This is a genomic window from Roseateles sp. P5_E1, from assembly GCF_054049335.1.
In genome coordinates this window covers 1-515 of sequence record NZ_JBFUMN010000493.1, presented here as the reverse complement: position 1 = coordinate 515, position 515 = coordinate 1, and the positions used below count along the sequence as shown (strand labels likewise).

1 pseudogene is annotated in these 515 nt (G+C 65.0%); it reads right to left on the bottom strand.

Annotation, left to right across the window (positions count from 1 at the left end):
- A pseudogene (locus tag ACXJKJ_RS32275) lies at positions 1-515 on the bottom strand (excinuclease ABC subunit B); the annotation flags it as partial.

The window sequence follows — 515 nt, the reverse complement described above, 5'->3', positions numbered from 1 at the left end:
GAGTGAGCTCGGCCTTGATCGTCTCCACCGCAGCCAGCACGCGCTCGCGGGTGGTGGCGTAATGGGTCTTGGGATACACGGTGTAACGCATCAGCTTGCGCAGGCTCTCGCCGGTGAGCGGGTCAAACATGCTGATCTGCTCGATCTCGCCGTCGAACAGCTCGATGCGCACTGCCTCGCTGTCCGACTCGGCCGGGAACACATCGATCACCTCGCCGCGCACCCGGAAGGTGCCGCGCTGCAACTCGTATTCGTTGCGGGTGAACTGCAGCTGGGTCAGGTGGTTGATCAGGTCGCGCTGGTCGATGCGCTCGCCGGTGGACAGGATCAGCCGCAGCGACAGGTAGTCTTCCGGCGCGCCCAGGCCGTAGATGGCCGACACCGTGGCCACCACGATCGCATCCGGGCGCGACAGCAGGGTCTTGGTGGCGGCCAGCCGCATCTGCTCGATGTGCTCGTTGATCGAACTGTCCTTCTCGATGAAGGTGTCCGACGAGGGCACGTACGCCTCGGGC